Raw genomic sequence first — 17,828 nt, 5'->3', positions numbered from 1 at the left:
AATGGGGTCCGCTTTAAGGCCGGAATGACATAAAAAGTATATATTTTAATCCAAAGATAAATAAATGTTATCAGGAAGACACAATTCGCTCTCCTGTCTCTAGACCTCAATTGCAATAAAGTATATCCTCTATCTTTAAAAGCTCAGTTTTTGCAATAAATTAATCAGGGAAGGCAAAATGGCTTTCATCTTAAATCACAATACACAGTCACTTTGTTATTTATACGGCCACCACAGTTTTGGCCGCCTGGCCTATTCAGTAAATACCCTGGTTTCCAATGCCGCGGTATCAAAAATTCATGCCATTATTGAATGGGAAAATGACGCCTGGTTCATACGTGATTTAAGCAGCAACGGTACCTGGTTAAATAACCGCAGGTTGCCTGAGAATACCAAAGCGCAGTTGAAACTTAGTGATGATATCTACTTTGCCGGACTAAAAGATATTCGCTTTACCGTCAAAGACTTGTCTGCCCCATGTGATTTACTTATTCCCCTGAACCTGGAAAATGATCCCGAGTTGTTGAAAGCCAATTCACGGCAGTTACCCGCTTTTAGCCTGTCTCATTACCATTTACTGCCTTCCGAGCAAAACCCTGAAATTGTCCTCTACCTGAACCGCTTTAGCGGCCTGTGGAGTGTGGAATACCTCAACCAGGAAAGCAATGAAGCCAAAGCAGACGAAGAAAATGCGTTAACCGACAGGGAAAAACTTTCCCGGGGACAGTCAATACATAATCCCCAGCGCCCGCATGTAGTGAATGAGCACGATATTATTTCATTTGCAGGACAAGAATGGCGCCTGCACCTGAGCCACCTGGAAACCTCAACGGAATTGCTCAGCAACAGCGAAGAAAAAATTAACCAGCTCAGTTTTACCTTTAACCTGACCCTGGATGAAGAAGAAACCCAAGTGAAAATGCATCATCAGGGAAAAACTACAGATTTTCAGGTACGCAGTCATCATTATTTAACCCTGAACCTTGCCCGGTACCGGGTGGCCGATGCCCAAAAAGGCCTGGAGCCGGCATTGCAGGGCTGGGTTTATCCCGAGCAATTAGCCAAAGATATCGGTTTAAGTATCAGTCATCTGAACATTCAAATACACAGGGCACGTAAACAATTTGTTGACGCCTTAACCAATATCAGTGATGCTGAGGACTTGATCCAGCGCCAGTCGGGGAAAATTCGTTTTGGCGGCTCGGTATTTACGATTTATAAAGGTCAGCATTTAGAAGCAACGTTAAGCCATGATATGGCGGAACAAACGGTAAAAAAAAAACTAGCTGATCCTCAAGCCCCGGCCCTGCGGGACGAAAATAACAACAATATGGTAGCGAATTTTGTCGAAAGCTAATCCCTTATCCAGTGATAAGTTAACTACAAACAAGGAGGAGCCAAAGCAAGGAAGTGCACTCTTGTCTAATGAAGAGTCTAATGAAAATTCTGAAAGGGAAATGCAGCAAGCATCTCATTCAGCACCAGGACAAGAACCCAGCATCATCACAAATTCTGGGGATTACCAGGTTCAGCAGAAAATTGGCCAGGGTGGTATGGGCCAGGTTTATCTGGCATTAGATACCCGGTTACAGCGCACCGTTGCCATAAAAGTATTAACCCCGCTCGGACAGAACTTATCTCTTGATGACTCCTCGGATGAAACTGTTGCAGAAGTAAGCAACGACAAAGAAAACCATTTTCAGCAGGCATTGGCTGAAGCCAGGTTGCTGGCCAAGTTAAATCACCCTAATATCGTACAAATTTATGATGTTATCGTCTCCAATAAGCAAAGGGGTGAAACAGCCAAACCGATAAATAATGAGCAGCAACAAATAGCCCTGGTGATGGAATATCTCGGCGGTAAGACCTTGCAGCAATTTCAGCATCAGCATGTCACCACCTTAATCCAAAAGCTACAGATCATCAGACAAATTGCTTTGGGGCTGGCCGCCGCCCATGATAACGGCATAGTGCATTGCGACTTGAAAGCGTCGAATATTTTAATCGACATCGACAATAAACCCGGCAACGGTAATCAAAGCTATCATCCCCACGGGCAGATGGCGGATCAAATGTCTGCACGGGTTAAAATTATCGATTTTGGTATTGCCCAGGCCAATAACAATGGCAGCGAGCAGCTAAACGAACAAGAAACATCATCAGGCAGCAATACTTCTGGCAACAACAGTGCTTATGGCAGCTGGACTTCAATGTCGCCGGAGCAGTTATCAGCAAATGCAAGCGAACAAACAATAGACTTTCGCACCGACCTGTTCTCTTTAGGCATCATTGCCTTTAATTTGATTGCCGGTCGCCATCCTTTTGCTACAAGTTACGGTACTGACTCGGCCCAGCAGATTGCCCAGGCAATCCTTGATGATAAACCCGGCGATGCCAAAGACATTATTCCCCAGTTGCCGCTGCCTTTAGCCCATTTATTAAACCAGCTATTGGCCCATCAGCCGCAGAACAGGCCGACAAGCAGCCATAAAGTTGCAGAGCGACTACAGCAGATCATTGTTGCCCTAACTCAACAGGAGATACTGGCCGAGCAGACCTTGCCTGTCGGAGAAGACGGCACTGTATTGCAGCCAAAAAAGACCAAGGAACAAGAAGCAGCTGCAAATAAAGAAGATGAGCAACAAGAAAAGAAACCAAACAGGTTAGTTGTCATCGCTGCTGCATGCATAATTTTTCTAGTAACGCTCACAAGTCTGTTTTATCAGGATATTATTACGCCGGCTGCACCTAAAGTTCGGCATATTGCAGTTTTACCGCCAACCCTGAGTGCAGATAGTAAAATAGCTGATATACCAAGAGATTTAGTGATGGCCACCATAGATGATGCCATCCGTCAAAGCATAATTAATACTAAACACTTAAGGTTAATTTCTCGAACTGAGATTTCTGCCATCAGCAAAGAAAGTGACAGTTATATCAACAGCATAGGTAACGCTGCCGGTGCTACAGATATTATCACCACCGAGCTGAGCTGTAACAATATCCGTTGTAATGTCACATTATCGCGTTTATCTTCAATGGAAGAGACTAGCGAACAAGCGAGCAAAAACGGCAACAAAAAATGGACAGTATTCGCGCAAAAAAACTGGCCCACACAGGTTGACGGTTTTAACGAAATATTCAATACCAGCCACGCTAATATTAGCTCTCTATATCCTAATTATGCCGAAACCTATATCAATTTTTCTCAAGTTAACGAACAAGATTATCTTGAATACATTGAGCTATATGCAAAGGTTATAATTAATGGTGAAAAGAATGATGAAGACCTAAACCGGCTAAAAGCTGTACTGAGCCGTTCTCCTTATTTATATGCCGGTTATAGTTTATTTCGTGAAGCGGCACTAAATCTATTTAGCGAAACCAAAGATCCAAGCTATCCGCAGCAACTCGAACAGCTTTTACAAAGCGCGCCGCCTGAATACAAATACAGTGTGTTTCAATCAATTGATATTTTTTACCTCTCACTGGCATTAAATCAAATAGACAACGCTAAAGAACAACTTAATATTGCAATACAACGTGGAGTTGACAGTTCAACATTAACAGAATTAAAAGCGGTATTAACCCTTACCAATAATGAATTAGCTCTCGCAATAAAACACTATAAAACAGCTCTTGCGCTACGCCCAAGCACTAAATTATTCTATAATCTGGCTCTGAGTTATTACTGGTCAGGAGATTTTAATAACGCTAAGCAAACATTGAAACAATTATTGGCTATCAGTCCAACAGTGTATACAGCTAAACAATTATTAGCGGCTATCTACCTACATGAAGGCAAACTGGATTTAGCCATAACAACCTATGAACAAGTGGTGAAAGTTAAGCCGCAAAGCAATGATTTAGATAATTTAGGCATAGCCTATTCTCTCGCCGGTCGTTACCAGGACGCGCTGGTTACAGCAACATTAGCAGTAGAAAAAAGTCCCAATCATCCTACAAAAATTTTAAATCTCGCCGATGCCGAGATGATATTAGGACAAACCAAGCTGGCACAATTAAATTACCAACAAGTCATAGACTTACATCTAAATGAAGATGACCTTGTCGCTCATATAAACCGAGCTCAAGCTTATGTTCACCTTGGAAATAATGGTGCCGCAATTAAAGCGCTTAATAGCGCAAAAAAAATAGCACCTGATAGCGGAAATGTCGCTTTTGTTGCCGCCTTGGTATATGCTCGGGCAGGAGAAAGGTTATCAGCAATCAGTCAAGTGGAAGAAGCCTTAGCAGGGGATGTTGGCGCTAGCTGGTTTAATTTACCTTGGTTCGATACTTTATGTAATAGCAAACAATTTAACCAATTATTGGCTAAGGCTGGCAATCCACAAAGATGCCAGCCTTAATGTAAGTAAAGAAGCTAAAACATAAGGCTTAAGCTATTACACAGAAAATTTACCCCATAGGACGACCAACACTCACTGTCGGATCCTGAGAGTAATATACCGGCGCAGGTAACTGTCCAACACCAATTTCATAACAAGTAGCCAAATAACGGAAAGCAATATCATTATCAAAGGCTTCGTCTTTGACATGGTCGATGGTCATAATCAATTGGTTACCATTTTCTGTAACCACAGTTTCAACACGAAAATCATTATGATCATTTTCATGGCAATAAATCACTCCTTTACCATGAAAGCGCCAGTCTCCCTGGTTTTCTGCATCATCTTCATCCATTTCAGCAATCAGGATTATACGTTGCAGCGCCTGTAGTTGTAATTCAATAGGGTCAGTAGTTATATTTTGATGGGACAGAAATTCAACCCGAAACCCGCCGGGAGTATCAACATACTCATCATCTTTTAAAATCTTGGTGATCCAAGGCTTAGTTTTACTCGGCTTTACCTTGAAGTAGCAGACAGCAGTGGAAATAGTAGCGTCATAGCCATTTCTTACCGGCGCAGGTACGGTAACAACCACTTCATCTTTATTAACTTTAATGTTGGCTTGTTTTTCTTCAACACTCATTATGTTTTCCCTAGTTTATATATATTTATAATGGTTTTATATTAACGGCTTGATTATTAAAAACTTTATCTTACAAGCCCGATTAACCCAAAAATTATAGCCCTTAATTAAGGCAAGGTTAACGTTAAATTCCGTTTTTTAACTGCTAAATCCATCTAAATCACAACTAAAGCAAACTTTAATCAAAACCAATTCAAATAAAAAGCCAAATAACCAACCATAAAGCAACTTCATAAAAAATAGGAGAACTGCCACTCAATACCAACCAGATAAAGAAAACAACTCATGCCACAACCCTGTTAAGACGACTTCCTGCTTTTACCAATAAGTCCATTCCTGACTCCATCAGCCAGTATAATCTCCCGATGAAAAACTAAAAAGTTTCAATTTTCTCTACAGTTATTGTTTAAAAACAAACTTTTGTGAATCACAGTGGAACGTTAAAAAAATTAAGACTATGTTATAGCTTATGGATGGCGACTTTTAGGATAAACAAATTGACTGAAGTGACAATGAACGAGCTGATGAAGAGCTTACAACGAGAGCACAAGGGTCATAAACAGCTATTAGCCCTGCTCGAGGGAAAGCTGACGCGCTTAAAACAAAATACCCCGCTGGACTTTAACCTGCTCAGCGACGCCGTCGATTATATTGAAAGTTATGCCGGCCGCTATCATCATCCCAAAGAAGACATCATTTACCACTACATGGTAGATAATCAACTCGACCCCCATAAAGATTTTGCCAAAATCATCGAAGAACATCACAAATTAGAGCAAATTACCACTCAACTGAAAACTTCTCTGCAGGGAATATTATTGGATGCTATCACCTCTACCAGCCGTTTTGCCATTGAACTGGAAGAGTTTATTCAGATACATCAGCAGCACCTGCACAAAGAAGATACCGTGATCTTTCCGCAAATAGAACACAGCCTAACAGAAGATGACTGGCAAAAAATATTGCCGCAATTGCCGAACCAGGAAGATGACCCGTTATTCGGTACTAAAGTGCAGGCCGAATACCTGGAGTTATATCACAGGCTCACCGAAAGCTAGCCTTTACCTTAACCATTAAAAATTATCATCCTGCTCATCATTAATGCCCTGACGCTAAGTTTCGGGGCAGGCTCTTTTTGCTGTTTCTAAAAAAAATTTTTTGCGCTATACCTAAAGTAATTGTCTGCCAGCTAATCAGGTCAAAAGGACATGACTTCTAGCCGAAAAACTCACCTCAACTGTTTTATCACCCTCTGCTTACTGTTTGCCAAGCCCGCACTTGCGATAGAGCAAGAAATACATGGCTTACTGGAGCTTAGATATACAGTCACCGACGGTATTGACAGCTACCTGACCGGAGATTACGGCAAATTTCAGTTTCCCGACGGCAATCGCTTTTCCCTGTCACAAGCCGCTATCAATTATCAATTACACTGGCAAGATAAGTTCAGCCTGCATTTGATCGCCAACGGCTTTGCTAACAGCGTAAAAAACAACCTGGGATTTACCGAATCTTACTTCCAATATAAACAACTGCCCTCGGACACTGGCTACCGCTTTACCCTGCGCGGCGGCCTTATGTACCCAAAGGTTTCTATGACCAATAAACTCAGCGGCTGGGCATCTCCATATACCCTGAGTTACTCCACCCTTAATGCCTGGCTCGGCGAAGAATTGCGGCATCAGGGGGTAGATTTCACCCTAACACGGTTAGGCCGTTATTCTGGGAGTGAGCATGATTTTGAACTCACGGTGACAGCTTTTCAGGGAAATGACCCCGCAGGGGCCGTGCTCGCCTGGCATGGCTGGACCATGAGCAGCCGGCAAACCCTACCATACGAAACCCAGGCGCTGCCGAATTCCCATATCGGTTTTGTGCCGGAAAATTCCGATATGTTTTTAGAGCTAGACCACCGCATCGGCTTTCAAATCAGCAGCCAATGGACCTGGCATAAGCACGGCCGGATATTGCTGGGATATTATGATAACCAGGCAGATCCCAAGGTGGTAAAAAACGTCCAATGGGCCTGGCGCACCAGGCTCAGCCATTTAGGCATAAAATGGCAGCTGGCACAGGGAGTCGAATTTATCAGCCAATATTTAAGGGGAAATACCCTGATGCAGACCACCTCAGGCAGCGCAGATTTGGTCAACAATGACTATGACAGCGGTTTTGTTATGCTGTCGAAAAAAATTAACCGTCACAGGCTCAGCACCCGATTAGAAACCTTTTCTGTTTCCGATAAAGACAGCTTTACCTTTGATGACAATAACGAGCATGGCAAGGCTTTTACCCTTAACTACAGTTACCGCCTGCATAAGCAGGTATTCCTGCAAACAGAGTTTAACTGGCTTGATAGTCACAGGCCCTCAAGAGCCGGTAAGGGGCACAACGAAAACCTGATAGAGCGCCAGCTACAGTTTGCCGTGCGTTACTTTTTTTAATCACCGGATCTTTTTGAGCATTTTATCGGATGAAAGCATTAAACCGCTTAGCAATAGAATACCTGCTTTTGGCATCACCGGCTTTTGCTTTCCCCGGACTGAGTCAGTACGGCAATTTGTTTTTTCGCCTTGACCAAGCCGGGATCGATCGCCAAAGCATGCCGATAATGTTCAAGTGCTTTGTCTTTATTTCCCAGCGTCTGCCATAAATCCCCCAGCCTGCGCCAGCTATGGGCAGAGTCAGGAAATTTTTCCGTCAACATTTCAAATGCCGGTATTGACGCTTTTGCCCCGGCGCCATACCTGACGGCATAAGCCCGGTTGACGACAAAGTTTTCGATGGCAGGGCTATCCCCTGCAAATACCCGGGTTATACGCTTAAATAAAGCTGGCAGATTACCCTCTTCTCCTTTTAAAACCTCTGTCATAAAGTACTCGGTAAGCTCAGCCTGTTTAAATATTTTCGGCTCGATAATCGACATCAGGCTATCGGCTAAAATATCGGTCCAGACACTATAGGCACTACCATTGGTCATATATACCAAGGTATAACTGTCACCAGCCCCGGGCTCTTCTTTAAAGTAATGGCGAAGTTTAACCCGGTTGCCGCCATCGTGACCAACTTGCTGATAGCCATCCCGGAGAGCATATTCAAAACCAAAAGCATAATATCCGCTTTGGCCATTGAGCAAGGTCATCGGTTGCCACATTTTTTTCAGGCTTTCTCGGGAGACAAATTTTTGTGAGACCAGCGCGGTCATAAAAGTCGCCAGCTCCCGGGGCGTTGAATAAAGGCCCGAGTGGGCATAACTGTACTGGGACCAGTCAACCTCTTTGTTTTTGCGTATCTGCCCTGCCATGCCCTGATAGTTAGTCACCATATTGCCAATAACGGCAAGCGCACTGGCATGTCCGGTATTTTTCAGTTTTAACGGCTGCACTATCTTGCTAGCCACCAGCTCCTGATAAGACTTTCCCGTTTTCGCCTCTAAAATTGCCGAGAGAATGAGAAAGTTGGTATTGTTATATTTATTCATCGTGCCGATTTCAAAATGATCTTCAGCATCGGCTAATGATAAGAACACGGCTTTTTTGCTGGCCAAAAACCGGCCTTTCTCCATGACGGCGTCAAAATAGCGGGGAATGCCCGAGGTATGATTTAAGGCATGTTCAACCGTGACTTGCTGCCAGTGCACAGGAAGAAAAGGCAGGTAATACCGTATCGATTTTTTCACATCAACACTGCCCTCTTCAACCAATTGCATCATCAGCACGCTGGTAAAGAGCTTAGTCACCGAGTAGGCGGAGAAGATATGATGTTCAGCCACAGGCACGGCTAATTCCAGGTTTGCAAACCCTTGTTGTCCCTGATAGATGACTTGATTGTTCTTAAGCAGTAACACCGATTGCCCGGCGATGCCGTAACGCTGGCTGTTTTTAATCAGCTGTTGATCAAGTTGATCATGTATTGACGGGCTGATGTTCTCTTTTGCCTTTAATGAAAACAGGCCAGCGAAATAGATAAGTAAAAATAAGGAAACTAAGCGCATTTCTCTTCCAGAGTTATGTAAATTATTTTCTGCTCAATGTCCGTTAGCGCATTGCTTTGAAATATTGAACTCAAGTCAGCTTAAAACTTTAAGGCTTTGCTTTAAATTCGCAGGCCAATTAAAAGTAAATCCCGTGCATGGTACGAGATTTACTGACAAAAGTTTAATTATTTTCCACTTTATTAAAGCGCAGCGCTTACTTGAATATCCGCCGTGGCGCGCCACCAGGGCGAAGTAGTATATAGCTCCTGCAGAGGCAATGCCTCGCCTATTTTAGGTGTCACCAAAGGCACCCACTGCGCTTGTGCCAATTCGGCCAATCGCTCCAGCGGCTCGTACCAGGCATGTAGTGCCAGATCAAAGGTGCCATTATGCACTGGCATCAAGGCCTTGCCACGCAAATCCAGGTGCGCCTGCAGCGTCTGCTCCGGTGTCATATGCACCTCAGCCCAGTCTTTATCGTAGGCGCCGTTTTCCATTATCGTCAGATCAAAAGGCCCGAAGCGCTCACCTATGGTTTTAAAGCCGTCAAAATAGCCGGTATCGCCGCTAAAAAATAGCTTATGCTGCTCGCTTTGGATAACCCAGGAGGCCCACAAGGTTTCATCTCTATCCGTGAGTCCACGCCCGGAAAAATGCTGTGCCGGTGTTGCCGTCAGGGATAAGGCGCCAAGTTCGATGTTTTGCCACCAATCCAGTTGATGGATTTTTTCCTGCGCAACCCCCCATTCCTGTAAATACTTTCCCACTCCTAGCGGTGTAACAAAATGCTCTACCCTGTCGGCAATTGCTTCGATCGTTTCCCGATCCAGGTGATCATAATGATCATGTGAGATAATCACCCCTTGAATGTCAGGCAAGTTATCCAGCTCAAAAGGCAAAGGATGAAAACGCTCCGGTCCTATCCAGCTAAAGGGTGATGCCCGTTTCGAGAAAACCGGATCTAATAACCAGATGTTACCGCTGAAATTAAGTAACAGGCTCGAATGCCCTAAACGGTATATTTCCGGTTGTCCTTGCTTGCCTGTTAAGCTCGCCATATCGATATTCACCAGCGGAATAGGCTTTTCAGGCATAGCGGCATTACTTTTCTCAAACATATAACGCCAGATAATTTTTGGCAGTTTAGCCAGACCTGCGGCGGAAACATCATCGCCATTTTGAAACTTTCCCTGGCGAAACTGCGGTGACTGCTCATAACCGCTATCAAGTGATTGTGTGCTACAACTCATAGTCGACATAACAAGTATCCCAATAACTAAACAAAACAATAGGCCGATGGATTTCAGCATCATTAAATCCTCAAAAGCATTAACCAAGTAAACTACACTGTGCAGTTTACATTAATTGGTTTTAAAAAGTAAACTAGTTAGTGTAAAATTGTGTTACGACTTTTTATAGAGACGGTTATGGAAAAGAAAATAACCCAAAGTGAACGCAAGCATGCTGCGATTCTGGCGGCGGCGATCGAAGAATTTAAGGACAAGGGCTTCAGGGCAACCAGCATGGACAGTCTGGCGGCCAGAGCACAAGTGTCGAAACGCACCGTATATAACCATTTTGCCAGCAAAGAACTTTTGTTTCAGGCAATTGCCCAGCAAATGTTTGATCATTCGGCGCAAGTGACCAGTATCCGCTACCAGAGCGACTTACCGTTAGCACAGCAATTACTGGAATTTTCCGATAAAGAGCTTGATTTACTGGCCTCTGAGCATTTTCGGGGACTTGCAAAAATCATGATTGGCGAGTGCATTCATTCACCCGAGTTGGCCGCCAGTACCATGGCGCAGCTTAACGAGCAGGAATTAAGTTTAGAGCAATGGATCCGTGACGCCGTGACAGATCAAAAATTAAAACCGGTAGAGCCTGCCTACGCCGCCGGGCAGTTTATTGCCCTGATCAAGGCAAACGCTTTCTGGCCGCAAATCACCATGGGGCAAGCCATTCCGGATGCAAAGCAAAAACAACAAATAGCCCGGGATGCGGTGGGCATGTTTCTCGCCTATTACGCCCTATAGCACTTATAGCATCACAAAGTCGACAAACAAAAATGCCGGTCAAGTAGACCGGCATTTTTCATTTAACAAGCTTATTCACATCAGGCTTTAGCGGCAGTGGCCTTCGCTTTGGGTTTAGCCGCCGCTTTCTTTTTAGCGGGGGCTTTCTTCTTCGTCTGCTCTTCTACCCATTTGCCGTCGACATATTTCGCTACCCAACCGGTCGCCTTACCCTCGACTTCCGTCATCACGTATTGCTCTTTGGTTTTGCGGCTGAAACGCACTACGGCTAAATTGCCTTCTGGATCTTTTTCCGGCGCATCCGCCAGGTAGTAAAACTTGGAAGAGATACGATCTCTGAATCTTTGCAATTCCGCCACTTTAGGCGCCCGGGTTTCCCTGGAGCGTGGAAAAGTACTGGCGGCCATAAAGATACCGGCAGCACCGTCGCGAAGCACAAAGTGGGCATCGGATTGTTCACAGGGCAATTCAGGCAATTGTACCGGATCTTCTTTCGGCGGCGCGGCTTCGCCATTTTTCAATAACTTACGGGTATTTTTACATTCCTCGTTAGTACAGCCGAAATACTTGCCGAAACGTCCGGATTTCAATTCCATTTGTGAGCCACAGCGATCACATTCCAGTACCGGGCCGTCATAGCCTTTGATCTTAAAGGTGCCCTGCTCAAGCTCATAACCGTCACATTCAGGGTTATTACCACAAACATGTAATTTGCGGGTTTCATCGATTAAGTAGCTGTCCATCGCCGTCTGACATTTAGGACAACGGTGCATGGCGCGCAGCGCTTCGGTTTCCTGATCTTCTGCCAGCACACTCACCGCTTCTTCACCCGAGGTCAGGTTCATGGTGGTGGTACAGCGCTCTTTTGGCGGCAGCGCATAACCGGTACAGCCCAAAAACACCCCGGTAGACGCGGTTCTTATACCCATTTTACGGCCACAGGTAGGACAATCAATATCCGTGGTGACCGGCTCATTACTGGGCATACCGCCTTCATCGGCGGGTTTATCCGCCAGGCTTAATTTATCGGTAAAGTTCTTATAGAACTCATTTAATACCGTTTTCCAGTCAATTTGCCCTTCGGCAATTTCATCCAGCTCCTGCTCCATATTGGCGGTGAAATCAAAGCTCATCAGTTTTTCAAAGCTTTTCGACAAACTGTCGGTGACTATTTCACCCATTTTTTCCGCATAAAAACGCTTTTTATCCAGACGCACATAACCGCGGTCCTGGATAGTGGAAATAATAGAGGCATAAGTAGAAGGACGGCCGATTGAACGTTTTTCCAGCTCTTTTACCAGGGAGGCTTCACCAAAACGCGCCACGGGTTTAGTAAAATGCTGGGACGGGGTCAGCTTATCCAGGGTTAACATTTCGCCAACGGCAATATCCGGTAAATGCGTATCGTCACCTTTAGATAACTGCGGATGAACCCGGGTCCAGCCGTCAAACTTCATCACCCGGCCCTTGGCTTTTAAGTCAAACTTATCGGCACTGACGGTCAGGGTACTGACATCATAACGGGCTGCTGTCATTTGACAGGCGACAAACTGACGCCAAATCAAGTCATAGAGTTTCTTGGCATCGGCTTCCATATCTGACATAAAGGCCGATTCGAGCTTCACATTCGAAGGGCGGATCGCCTCATGCGCTTCCTGAGCACCGGCTTTGCTGCCATAGGTTTTTGCCTTTTCCGGCAAATAGTTTTCACCAAAGCTTTCACTGATATAATTGCGGCACATTTCCACCGCATCTTTACTCAGATTGGTTGAGTCGGTACGCATATAAGTAATATGACCGGCTTCATATAGTCGCTGCGCCAACCCCATGGTACGCTTAACGCCAAAACCTAACCGGGTGCTGGCAGCCTGTTGTAAGGTAGAGGTAATAAAAGGCGCAGAAGGCGTACTTTTCGAAGGCCTGTCTTCACGCTTACTGACGCTGAATTGGGCACTTTCCAGTATTGCCCGGGCTTGTTTCGCCTCGGTTTCATTGGTCGGCTTAAAGGCCTTGCCATTTTCATGGGTAACGTCCAGGTTAAGCTGCTGAGCATCCTTTGTGCGGGTATCGGCATTAATTTCCCAAAACTCTTTCGGGATAAAAGCCTTGATTTCCCGCTCCCGCTCAACCACCAGCTTAACCGCCACCGACTGTACCCGGCCGGCAGATAAGCCGCGGGCCACTTTTTTCCACAACAGCGGACTGACCATAAAACCGACAACCCGGTCAAGAAAACGTCTTGCCTGCTGGGCATTAACACCGGGCATACTGAGTTCACCCGGGGTAGAGAATGCCTGTTGAATGGCATTTTCGGTAATTTCGTTAAACACCACCCGGCGGAATTTTTCGTCGCTGCCGCCGATGATTTCTTTTAAGTGCCAGGCTATCGCTTCTCCCTCGCGATCCAAATCGGTTGCGAGATAGACAGTATCTGCCGTGTCAGCAAGTTTTTTCAGTTCATTGACCACTTTTTCCTTGCCGGGAAGGATCTGGTAATTGGCCTGCCAGTCTTTTTCAGGGTCTATGCCCATGCGATTGACCAGGGCCTGCTTATCACGTTTTTGCTTGTATTTCGCTTTCGCTTCCGGTGACATTTTGCGCACTTCGGCGGGAGATTTTGCAGCAACTTTTTTACCGGTACTGCTGGTCGGCAAATCACGGACATGACCGACACTTGACTTCACAACAAAGTCTTTACCAAGGTATTTGTTAATTGTCTTTGCTTTGGCTGGTGACTCGACAATTACCAGAGATTTTGCCATATACTTTTTAATTCCTGATGAGCTGGCGGCATTGCCGCCAAAGTTCATGGTGTAGACCACTGAATGCTAAAAAAACCGTCTAACTTTTTTCAACCATGAGTGATAAATAAAATTTACGAATACCCCTTAAATAACGAGAGCAAAATTTCTAATGTAAAATTATCTGAATCAAATTACCCGGTTAAAATAACGATATGATTAAAAACCATATAAATAATGTAACTCGTTATCAGTAACTCTATTAGTACCTCATATAAGTAAGTACTAGATATATATCCGTAATTATGCAAAGTGACAAGTAATTATTTTTTAATATTCGCCTATTTTCTGCTTTTCGTTATAATGTTGCCGGTATTTCCGGCGCAATCATAATAGACTTTGCGGGAAAACTTAAGAGGCGAATCACAATAAAATCAATTCAACCGGTTTTTTCTGATAAAAAACCGGTGAAGTAACAACGCCAGCCCCTAATCCACGTTTTAACAAGACGACTATCAATATGAATAATCGCGGTTAAATTAATTGAAAGAGAAATGATATGACAGCGTTATGGCCTGCATTACAACAGAAACTTCAACATTGCTTATGCCCCCCGGGAAATGGTGTTTTTACCGTAAATACAGCGAAAGAGCGCAAGGAACAGCTGCACCAGAAGTTATTCGGGCAAAGCGAGAATATTGAATCCTTATGGCATACATCCTTAGCTGAACTGCCAAAAAGTTCAAAAGCCGTGATCATGGGCATCGCCTCCGATTGTGGCGGCGGTATCTTACGTGGCGCGAACTGGGGGCCTTTGTTCCTGCGCAATACCCTGTTAAGCGAGTACCCGCAATTATCTGCCTTTGATATGGGGGATATCCGGGTCATTCCTCACCTGCTCCATGATAAATATTTAAACGAAGCGACCATTGCCAATTGCCGCAAGGCGTTGTACCAGGATGAAAACAGCCCTTACGCGGTCAGTCCTTTGTCCCTGACGGAAGATGTTTTGCATGATTTTTACCAGGCTTTTCCGGAGAAAGGCATCTTTGGTATCGGCGGCGATCACTCCATCAGTTACCCGTTAACCAAAGCTTATCTGCAGGCGAAAAAGGCTAAAGGCATACGTGCCGCCATCATTCACTTTGATGCCCATACCGATCTGCTGGTAGAGCGTCTGGGCATAGATTTATGTTTCGGCTCCTGGTGTACCCATATCCTGGATGACCTGCATGCCAACAACCACTTGATTCAGGTGGGGATCCGCTCAAGCGGCAGACCTAAATCCCACTGGGAAGATACTTTTGGCGTGAAACAGCACTGGGCACATGAAGTACGGGAATCGGGCGTCGACAAGGTAATTGCCAATATCCTGGCCCAGCTGGAAGGGGAAAATATCGATGAGTTGTATGTCAGTTTTGATATCGATGCCTTAGACGACAGTGTGGCTTCTGCTACCGGCACGCCTGAGCCGGATGGTTTGTATCAGGAAGAGGCCATGAAAATCTTAAAAAGCCTGGCGGCGGTTTATCCTATTACCGGCGGCGATATGATGGAAATTGCTCCTTTCACCGACAGTTCAGGTTCAGGGGCGAGCAGCGCTGAGAAAACCCTGGCGGCGGGAGCTGAAATTTCAGCGTTTTTACTGAACGAAATAGCGAAATAACAGAAAATTTCTGCAGGTAAAATGAAAAGGCCGGTGTTTAATATTAAGCACCGGCCTTTTTAACGACTCAATCCCCGAAAATCAATCGGTAGTAGTACAATCTGACTGAGCGCCAAAAGGACTATTCAGGCCTATACCCGCAACCGGGGGTGTAATGTCCTCACTTAAAAGGTCAGCACTTGACATAGGCAAGGTAAAAGTAGTCTGGGTAGAACTTTCAGTGCCATTAACCTGAGTCGATAAAATAAGTCTGATATCAATCCAGTGTCCAAAGCTTTGCGGATATTTAATATCAATAACCGCCCCCCCTTGACTGTCAGTGGTCACCTCCCCCAGAGCGGCAACCACATTACCCGGGGTTAACAAATCGTTGCCGTTAGTATCTTCGCCAGGATCTAAAATACCATTTATGTTGGTATCTTCATTGACGCAGGGAAAGCTATCGGAGTAGACCTCACCATCCGGCCCGTTAGTTTTCCAGGTAATAAATTCACCATTTTCAAAGAACTTGACCCAGATCCCCTTATAAAATCGCACGGGAATAGCCGATACCGTCAAGTCCACATTTTCCACAGGATTAGAGTCGATATCGGTAACAAACACTGAAAATTGTTTGTTATAACTGGTACTGTCCACTTCAATAATTTCATTTCCCGTACCTATTGCGATAAAAACCTCCCGGTCTGCTACGGTTAAGGACACGGTATCCGTTTTAGAAGGGTTATCTCGAACCGTGGCCTGTATTGAGACATCATTTTGTGCCGAGACATTATTTGAAGTATAAATTGTTGAAGCACTACCGTTGCTGTCAGTAATGGCGCTGGCAGGAAAAATCGTACCGCCATTGGTATCGGTTAACGTAAAGTCTATGTCTTTATTTTTCACCAGGTTGCCATTAGCATCTTTGACAACCACAGATATGGTCGAGGTTTGTCCATTCGGTCCCACTGAGTTGGGTAGTGCCTGGGCAACTATGGTATCGACTGACTCGGCGATAAATTCAAATTCCAGCTGATTATTTAATACGATATCATCGTCTGTACCGGTAAAAGTAACCAGGGCCTTACCGGCATTATCTGAAGTCAAGGAAGCCGTTACCTGGCCGTTCACGGTAGTCGCCGATGATGCAACCAAACTCCCCCGGGTAGAAGTAAAATTAACCTGGGTGCCATCCGGCACAGCAACCCCCGAGCGTAACCAGGTTAAGGTTAAAGAAGCACTGTCAGAGAGTAATACATCTGGAATGGTCTCCGCCGGTACTGCAGAAGGATCAACACTCGTGCCATTGCCATCATCAAAAGTACTAAATAAGAAGGAATCTCCCTGCACAGCAACGTTTTGACTCACGGTAGCCCCTAGGGAACTGGCGATAATGCCGTTAGTACCGCCGGATATCCCGGTCACCACTACCGAAGTTTGCCCGGTAAAGTCTGTACTGACAGAGTCGGCAATGGAAAGCTCCGCCACCGCCCCTGCCGGCGATTCGGTGGAAGTATTGGTTAAGGATAAATTCACCTGGGTATTGGCAATGCCGATACCATCAGAGTCCAACACTTTGATAATATAACTATTATCATCATTAATGGCTAATGAAGTTGAACCAGTTAAACTGACCGTTGTCCCCACCACCTGGACACTGACGCTATCAGTAATAAAATTACTGCTGGCAGTAGTAGTAATAACCCGGTTAGTAGGTTCGTTTTCAGTTTTCAGAATCGCCGTTGCCTGACCATCCGCCCCCGTGATGGCATTAACAACCTCAATTTGCCCTGAATCAGCAGTAAAGGTGACATTAACATTATCAAGCAGGTTATTATTGGTATCTTTGGCAATGGCGGTTAAAGTGATGCTTTGCGCACCGCTTGAGGCTATTTGCTGGCTGCTGGCAAATAAACTGATATCGGCCAAGTCAGGCAAACCGCCGGTATTGCCGTCACCCTGGCTGGTAAAGCTGATATTGGCCGGGTCAACCTCTTCAACTGTGGCGGTGACCTGCCCGGCCCCTGCCGTTTCTCCGGCATTTAAAATGATGGTGGCTTCGCCGTTAGACTGAGTATTGGCGGTACCTATTTCCGGGTTAAAAAAAGCTAAATCTGCATTATCCAGGGTAAAGGTCACTAATTTTCCGGCTAAGACGGTATTACCCTGTCTGACCGTGGCGGTAACGGTTGCCGGATTTTGCTCAGAAACCATTTCATTGGAAATAGCCAGGGTTACCGTGATTTCATCCGGGGTTTCCCCGCCCCCTCCGTCGTCGCCGCTTAAGCTGCCCCCACCGCAGCCCATTAAGATAATGAATAACGCAAAACAGCTAAAACCTTGATGCAGTTTCATAAAGTCCCTCATTAATTTTTATTGTAAACCCTCTTTAGCTTAGACCCATATAGGGCAAAACGGCAGAAGCGGATCAAAAA

General features: G+C 45.1%; 11 protein-coding genes. 6 read left to right on the top strand and 5 right to left on the bottom strand.

Features of this window, described 5'->3' with window-relative positions:
- The first annotated feature begins 178 nt into the window (after positions 1–178).
- Positions 179–1,357 carry an FHA domain-containing protein gene (locus SG35_RS10050; protein WP_044832538.1) on the top strand — a complete coding sequence of 393 codons (1,179 nt, stop codon included), beginning with the start codon at positions 179–181 and terminating at the stop codon, positions 1,355–1,357.
- A complete protein-coding gene (locus tag SG35_RS10045; protein ID WP_152646593.1) occupies positions 1,344–4,370 on the top strand; it encodes a protein kinase domain-containing protein in 3,027 nt (1,008 codons plus the stop codon). The genes SG35_RS10050 and SG35_RS10045 overlap by 14 nt, the downstream gene beginning before the upstream one ends.
- Positions 4,371–4,419: 49 nt before the next feature.
- Here SG35_RS10045 and SG35_RS10040 read toward each other — a convergent pair whose 3' ends face one another.
- A complete protein-coding gene (locus SG35_RS10040; RefSeq protein WP_044832536.1) occupies positions 4,420–4,995 on the bottom strand; it encodes a hypothetical protein in 576 nt (191 codons plus the stop codon).
- Positions 4,996–5,501: 506 nt separating this feature from the next.
- Between SG35_RS10040 and SG35_RS10035 the strand changes: the two genes are divergently transcribed.
- Both SG35_RS10035 and SG35_RS10030 read left to right on the top strand, forming a co-directional pair.
- Positions 5,502–6,053 (top strand): hemerythrin domain-containing protein, encoded by a 552-nt coding sequence (locus SG35_RS10035; RefSeq protein ID WP_236702582.1) that lies wholly within the window; start codon positions 5,502–5,504, stop codon positions 6,051–6,053.
- A gap of 150 nt (positions 6,054–6,203) precedes the next feature.
- Positions 6,204–7,439 carry a hypothetical protein gene (locus SG35_RS10030; RefSeq protein ID WP_044832534.1) on the top strand — a complete coding sequence of 412 codons (1,236 nt, stop codon included), beginning with the start codon at positions 6,204–6,206 and terminating at the stop codon, positions 7,437–7,439.
- A 74-nt stretch (positions 7,440–7,513) separates the two neighbouring features.
- Here SG35_RS10030 and SG35_RS10025 read toward each other — a convergent pair whose 3' ends face one another.
- Both SG35_RS10025 and SG35_RS10020 read right to left on the bottom strand, forming a co-directional pair.
- Complete coding sequence (locus SG35_RS10025) at positions 7,514–8,989, bottom strand: serine hydrolase domain-containing protein (RefSeq protein ID WP_044832533.1); 1,476 nt, start codon at positions 8,987–8,989, stop codon at positions 7,514–7,516.
- 182 nt (positions 8,990–9,171) lie between these two features.
- Entirely contained in the window at positions 9,172–10,230 is a 1,059-nt protein-coding gene (locus SG35_RS10020; RefSeq protein WP_084692702.1) for an MBL fold metallo-hydrolase, read from the bottom strand.
- Positions 10,231–10,398: 168 nt separating this feature from the next.
- Between SG35_RS10020 and SG35_RS10015 the strand changes: the two genes are divergently transcribed.
- On the top strand, positions 10,399–11,007 hold the full coding sequence (locus tag SG35_RS10015) for a TetR/AcrR family transcriptional regulator (RefSeq protein ID WP_044832531.1): 609 nt from the start codon (positions 10,399–10,401) through the stop codon (positions 11,005–11,007).
- A gap of 80 nt (positions 11,008–11,087) precedes the next feature.
- Here SG35_RS10015 and topA read toward each other — a convergent pair whose 3' ends face one another.
- Complete coding sequence (topA, locus tag SG35_RS10010) at positions 11,088–13,769, bottom strand: type I DNA topoisomerase (RefSeq protein WP_044832579.1); 2,682 nt, start codon at positions 13,767–13,769, stop codon at positions 11,088–11,090.
- A 538-nt stretch (positions 13,770–14,307) separates the two neighbouring features.
- On the opposite strand from topA, the gene SG35_RS10005 reads away from it, so the two are divergent.
- Positions 14,308–15,414, top strand: a complete 1,107-nt coding sequence (locus SG35_RS10005) for an arginase family protein (RefSeq protein ID WP_044832530.1) — start codon at positions 14,308–14,310, stop codon at positions 15,412–15,414.
- An 81-nt stretch (positions 15,415–15,495) separates the two neighbouring features.
- Here the strand turns inward: SG35_RS10005 and SG35_RS10000 are convergent, their stop codons facing one another.
- Positions 15,496–17,748: an Ig-like domain-containing protein gene (locus SG35_RS10000; RefSeq protein WP_053042985.1), complete on the bottom strand. Its 2,253-nt coding sequence runs from the start codon at positions 17,746–17,748 to the stop codon at positions 15,496–15,498.
- Positions 17,749–17,828 lie beyond the last annotated feature (80 nt).

The organism is Thalassomonas actiniarum, assembly GCF_000948975.2.
Lineage (GTDB): Bacteria > Pseudomonadota > Gammaproteobacteria > Enterobacterales > Alteromonadaceae > Thalassomonas > Thalassomonas actiniarum.
The sequence above is the reverse complement of the archived record's forward strand: the minus strand, read 5'-3'. Positions and strand labels throughout refer to the sequence as shown.